Origin of the sequence: Halomonas sp. AOP7-B1-5 (genome assembly GCF_052353045.1) — a bacterium.
GTDB classification, from domain to species: domain Bacteria; phylum Pseudomonadota; class Gammaproteobacteria; order Pseudomonadales; family Halomonadaceae; genus Vreelandella; species Vreelandella colorata.
Window position 1 is genome coordinate 1 of the sequence record NZ_JBQTDC010000076.1, and the last position, 5955, is coordinate 5955.

Genomic DNA, 5955 nt, shown 5'->3' on the forward strand with positions numbered 1-5955 from the left:
GGCGGTGGGCCCCTTTTTGCCGCTGAGCCTATCGGTGACGTCAGTTTTATGGGCAATGAGCATATCGCCATCTTTAGTTCCTCCGAGTGGGCTGAGCGTGGGTTCTGCAAGCAGTGTGGTACACACCTGTTTTACCGATTAAAGCAGGAAGAACACTACGCTATCCCTGTCGGTTTGTTGGACGGTAGCGACTGGGACTTTACCGAACAGATTTTTATCGACCAGAAGCCCGAGTTTTATACCTTTGCCAACGATACCCGCATGCTTACGGAGGAAGAAGTGTTTGCTCAGCATGCAAACAAGTCGTAGGCGGTCAGTATTAAGCTATGCAGTTTTTTCCATTGTCGCTTCCAGCGCGTCAATCATTTTTCTTGCCGCATTGGAAAGCGTGCGGTTGGTATGCACCAGATAGCCAAGCGGCCTGTGTATCGGCGCGGTATCGATGCTTAGCTCGACCAGCTCGCTATCCACCATGCCCTCGGGTAACAGGCTCCAGCCAAGCCCGACGCTGCACATCATTTTCAACGTCTCTAGATAGTTGGTCGCCATACTTACCGGTAAGGTAAGCCCGGCTTCAGCAAACCGCTGTTCAATCAAGGTTCGGGTAAACGTCATTGCTCCAGGCAGCACACACTTGTACTGGCATAGCGTTTCAAGCGTAAGCTCAGGCGCCTGGGCTAACGGGTGATCCGGAGCGCAAACAAAGCATAGCCGGTCACGCCAGAGCTTGACCACATGGAGTTGTTCAATAGGGTGGGGCGCAAGCGTTACCACCGCGAGTTCAAGCGTGCCATCCTGTACGCCTTGATAAGCGAACTCTGAATCGAGAAAGTGCAGATCTAGCTCAACCTCCGGATGGTGCTGAGTATAGTGCTTGAGAATGGGCGGCAGGCGGTGCAGGCCAATATGATGGCTGGTCGCCAGCGTTAACCGGCCGCCGACCTGCCCAGAAAGATTGGCAAGCGCGCGTCGGCTGTCCTCTACTGCTGCAAGGATCCGCTTGGCCTGGGGGAGTAATAAATGGCCGGCTTCGGTGAGCGAGATACGCCTACCTATCCGATCAAACAGCCGCGTACTTACCTGTGATTCCAGCGTGGCAATACGTTTACTAACCGCAGGCTGGGTCAGGTAGAGCTGCTCGGCAGCCCGCGAAAAGCTTTGAGTTTCGGCAACGGCTAAAAACGCCTGTAGGCTTTGGGTATCCATGTGTAGTTCCGTCGCTAAATTCTGTCTACTATTCCAATGTGGAATCGTATCTATAAATAACATGAATTGCTTTTATGCGCGACACGCGTAACACTCGTTGCATCACTGGCGCAAAGACGTCAGCGCAAAAAACTAGCAGGGCGCTAGCCCGGGAGAGCCATATGTCAGGTCAAACCCTTTACGACAAACTCTGGAATCAGCACCTGGTGAAGCAGCGTGACGATGGCACCGCGTTGATTTATATCGACCGTCAGCTGCTTCACGAAGTGACCTCCCCACAGGCTTTTGAAGGTCTGCGCCTGGCCAAGCGTAAGCCATGGCGCCTGGATGCCAACCTGGCGACGCCGGACCATAACGTACCTACCACGTTGAAAGAGCGCGCCGAAGGCAACAGCGGCATTAAAGACCCGGTGTCGTTGATTCAGGTGCAAACCCTGGATGACAACTGCGTCGAGTACGGTATCGAAGAGTTCAAGATCAACGACCCGCGCCAGGGCATCGTCCACGTAGTAGGGCCGGAGCAGGGCGCGACACTGCCCGGTATGACCGTGGTATGCGGTGACTCTCACACAGCAACCCATGGTGCGTTTGGCGCGCTGGCCCACGGCATCGGCACTTCTGAAGTCGAGCATGTGCTGGCGACGCAATGCTTGCTGGCGCAAAAGATGAAGAACATGCAGGTGCGCGTGGAAGGTGAACTTGGCCTGGGTGTCACCGCAAAAGACGTGGTGCTGGCGATTATCGGAGAAATTGGCACCGCAGGCGGCACGGGCTACGCGATTGAGTTTGCCGGCAGCGCGATTGCCTCGCTTTCCATGGAAGGCCGCATGACCGTGTGCAACATGGCCATTGAAGCCGGAGCCCGGGTGGGTTTGATTGCTGTTGACGACACCACCATCGATTACCTGGCCGAGCGCCCCTTTGCGCCGACTGCCGAGCAGTGGGAAGCGGCGGTAGCTGACTGGCGTCAGTTGGTATCGGATGACGATGCCTCGTTCGACAAAGTAGTGACGCTGAAAGCTGAAGATATTGAGCCGCAGGTTAGCTGGGGAACCAGCCCTGAAATGGTGACGGGTATTTCAGGCCAGGTACCGGACCCCAAGGCGGCGATGGATGAAACCGTACAGCGCAGCCATACCCGCGCGCTTGAATATATGGGGCTGCACGCCAATCAAAAAATCACCGATATCAAGCTCGATAAAGTGTTTATCGGTTCGTGCACCAACTCGCGTATTGAAGATTTGCGTGAAGCCGCCAAGGTTGCCCAAGGTAATAAAGTGGCCGACACGATCAAACTTGCCATGGTCGTGCCGGGGTCTGGCCTGGTGAAACGTCAGGCGGAAGCCGAAGGGCTGGATAAGATCTTCATCGATGCTGGCTTTGAGTGGCGCGAGCCGGGTTGCTCCATGTGCCTTGCCATGAATGCCGATAAGCTGGGCGCCGGCGAGCACTGCGCATCGACCTCCAACCGCAACTTCGAAGGGCGTCAGGGGTACGGCGGTCGTACGCACCTGGTAAGCCCTGCGATGGCGGCGGCGGCAGCGATTGCTGGCCACTTTGTTGATGTACGCAGTTTATCCGCCAACGATGCTACCCACGCTCAGGAGGCTTGAGCCATGAAAAAGTTTACTCGTTTCGAGGGCGTGGTTGCCCCGCTTGATCGCGCGAACGTCGATACCGACTTAATTATTCCCAAGCAGTTCTTGAAATCGATCAAGCGCACGGGGTTTGGCGTTAACCTGTTTGATGAACTGCGTTATTTAGATGAAGGGCAGCCGGGGCAGGATTGCTCCAATCGCCCACTGAATCCTGATTTCGTGCTCAACCAGCCGCGCTTTAAAGGGGCTGAGGTGTTGCTTGCCCGGCGCAACTTTGGCTGTGGTAGCTCGCGTGAACACGCGCCGTGGGCGCTGGAAGATTTCGGTTTTAAGGTTGTCATTGCGCCAAGCTTTGCGGATATTTTTTACAATAATGCGTTTAAAAACGGCATATTGCTGATCACGTTAAGCGAAGAAGAAGTGGATCGTCTGTTTGCTGGCGTCGATGCTAACGAAGGCTACCAGCTGGATATCGACTTGGAGAACCAGCGAGTCAACACGCCGGGCGGCGAAATTCTGGAGTTTGAAGTGGACGCGTTTCGTAAGCACTGCCTGCTCAACGGCCTGGATGATATTGGCATCACACTGCAAGACGAAGATGCAATTCGTACCTTCGAGCAGAAACACAAGGATGCCCGGCCCTGGCTGTTCCGTCAGCCTGCCTGATTCAGCTCAATAAAAGCTATTTAGAATAGCTAAAAAGACATACATAGCGCGGTGCAACCCGATTGCAACGCGCTAAGCGGCGCCAAGCCGTGCTGACACTCTATTAAGGATTTAACATGACCCACAAGGTGCTTCTGTTACCCGGCGACGGTATTGGCCCAGAGATTGCGGCTCAGGCCGCGCGCTTGTTAAAAGCCTGCCAGGAAGCGGGTTTGGATATTGACGTTGAAGAAGCGCTGGTTGGTGGCTCGGCTTATGATGTGCACGGCGAGCCGCTACCCGCTGAAACGCTTGAAAAAGCCAAGGCGGCCAGCGCAATTCTGCTTGGCGCGGTGGGTGGCCCTAAATGGGACAAGATCGAAGATCTTTCCAAGCGACCCGAAAAAGGCCTGTTGGGCCTGCGCAAGAACCTTGGGCTGTTTGGCAACCTGCGCCCGGCCATGCTCTATCCGCAGTTGGCCAGTGCCTCAAGCCTGAAACCTGAGTTGGTGGCAGGTCTGGATATCATGATCGTGCGTGAATTGACCGGCGGCATTTACTTTGGTCAGCCGCGGGGGATTGAGGAGCGCAACGGTGAGCGTGTGGGCTTTAATACCTACATCTATTCCGAAAGCGAGATTGAGCGCATCGGCCGCGTGGCGTTTGAAATGGCCCAAAAGCGCGGCAAGAAGCTCTGCTCGGTGGACAAGGCCAACGTGCTGGAAGTCACTATCTTGTGGCGTGAAGTGATGGAGCGTCTGGCACCAGAATACCCGGATGTCGAGCTTTCACATATGTACGTGGATAACGCCGCGATGCAGCTGGTGCGCGCCCCGAAACAATTCGATGTGGTCGTGACGGGCAACATGTTTGGCGATATTCTTTCTGATGCCGCCGCCATGCTCACCGGCTCCATCGGTATGCTGCCTTCAGCCTCGCTGAATGAAAGCGGTCAGGGTATGTATGAGCCTTGCCACGGAAGTGCGCCGGATATCGCCGGGCAAAATATTGCCAACCCGCTGGCCATGATGCTGTCTGTTGCCATGATGCTGCGCTATTCGCTTAATGAAACGGCCATGGCAGAGCGTATAGAAGCCGCGGTAGGCAGCGTACTAGACGACGGCCTGCGTACTGCGGATATTGCGTCTGAAGGCATGCAGACTATCGGCACCGATGCGATGGGGGATGCCGTATTGGCCGCATTTGCGAAATGTTAAGTGTGTTTTGAAGCGTGCTAACTAATTGATCTGAAAGTGTGACGGCTCGGCCACTCAAAAGGGTGGCCGACGCCATTTATAAGTTTTGTGTATAATATTGGTCTCATTCTTTGCTGGAGGACTTCACATGTTGAAAGTCGGTTTCGTAGGATGGCGTGGTATGGTCGGCTCTGTGCTGATGCAGCGCATGCAGGAAGATGGCGATTTTAACGGTATTGAACCCATCTTTTTCACGACCTCCCAGGTAGGCCAACCTGGCCCCGATATCGGCGTAGACGTACCTCCGCTTAAAGATGCGTTTGCCCTTGAAGATCTGAAAGCACTTGATGTGATCGTGACGTGCCAAGGGGGCGATTACACCAAGGAAGTCTACGCAGATCTGCGTAAAAACGGCTGGCAGGGCTACTGGATTGATGCGGCTAGTACGCTGCGCATGGAAGACGAAGCCACTATCGTGCTTGACCCGGTTAACCGCAAGGTAATCGATGCGCAGCTTGCTAAAGGCGCCAAGACCTTTGTGGGTGGCAACTGCACCGTTAGCCTGATGCTGATGGGCCTGGGTGGCCTGTTTGAAGCCGATATGGTCGAGTGGATGACCTCCATGACCTATCAGGCGGCTTCCGGCTCTGGCGCCAAGCACATGCGCGAACTGCTCAATCAAATGGGGCAGCTGCGTGATAGCGTCGGTGAAGAGCTCAAGGATACATCGAGTGCAATTCTGGATATCGACCGTAAGGTAACCGCTGCCATGCGCGGTGGCGACTTCCTGACCGATAACTTCGGTGCACCGCTTGCCGGTAGTTTATTGCCGTGGATCGATACCAAGCTTGAGAACGGCCAGAGCCGTGAAGAGTGGAAAGGCTTCGTTGAGACCAACAAAATTCTGGGTCGCGGTGAAAGTCCGGTGCCGATTGACGGTCTTTGCGTGCGAATCGGCGCCATGCGCTCGCACAGCCAAGCCTTTACCATCAAGCTCAAGCAGGATGTACCGCTTGATGAAATCGAAGATCGCATTGCCAAGCACAATGAGTGGGTCAATGTAATTCCCAATGATAAAGACGCCACGGTTGCAGGCTTAACGCCCGCCGCCGCGACCGGTACGCTGAATATTCCGGTGGGCCGTCTGCGCAAGCTGAATATGGGTGGAGAATATCTTTCTGCATTCAGCGTAGGCGACCAGCTGCTGTGGGGCGCCGCCGAGCCGCTCAAGCGGATGCTGAAAATTTTGCGCGAGCAATAAATCAGCAAGGCGAGTGCTAATCAAAACGGGGAGCTTTCAGCTCTCCGTT

Annotated in this window: 6 protein-coding genes; 5 read left to right on the forward strand and 1 reads right to left on the reverse strand. The window is 55.0% G+C overall.

What is annotated here, in order from left to right; genetic code table 11:
• A partial coding sequence (locus ACT3XD_RS19125; protein ID WP_444280675.1) for a GFA family protein occupies positions 1-309 on the forward strand: 309 nt, incomplete at its 5' end.
• Positions 310-324: 15 nt separating this feature from the next.
• Here ACT3XD_RS19125 and ACT3XD_RS19130 read toward each other — a convergent pair.
• Positions 325-1206, reverse strand: coding sequence for a LysR family transcriptional regulator (locus tag ACT3XD_RS19130; RefSeq protein WP_192539852.1), 882 nt, complete (start codon positions 1204-1206; stop codon positions 325-327).
• Positions 1207-1367: 161 nt separating this feature from the next.
• Here ACT3XD_RS19130 and leuC point away from each other — a divergent pair, with 161 nt between their 5' ends.
• The 4 genes from leuC to asd all read left to right on the forward strand — a co-directional run bounded on the left by leuC (position 1368) and on the right by asd (position 5906).
• The gene (gene leuC / locus ACT3XD_RS19135; protein WP_192539853.1) at positions 1368-2819 is read left to right on the forward strand and encodes a 3-isopropylmalate dehydratase large subunit; all 1452 of its coding nucleotides are present in this window, start codon (positions 1368-1370) and stop codon (positions 2817-2819) included.
• A 3-nt stretch (positions 2820-2822) separates the two neighbouring features.
• Positions 2823-3470: a 3-isopropylmalate dehydratase small subunit gene (leuD, locus tag ACT3XD_RS19140; protein WP_192539854.1), complete on the forward strand. Its 648-nt coding sequence runs from the start codon at positions 2823-2825 to the stop codon at positions 3468-3470.
• Between the two features lie 116 nt (positions 3471-3586).
• Complete coding sequence (gene leuB, locus ACT3XD_RS19145) at positions 3587-4666, forward strand: 3-isopropylmalate dehydrogenase (RefSeq protein ID WP_192539855.1); 1080 nt, start codon at positions 3587-3589, stop codon at positions 4664-4666.
• A 127-nt stretch (positions 4667-4793) separates the two neighbouring features.
• Positions 4794-5906, forward strand: coding sequence for an aspartate-semialdehyde dehydrogenase (gene asd, locus ACT3XD_RS19150; protein ID WP_192539856.1), 1113 nt, complete (start codon positions 4794-4796; stop codon positions 5904-5906).
• Positions 5907-5955: the final 49 nt, after the last annotated feature.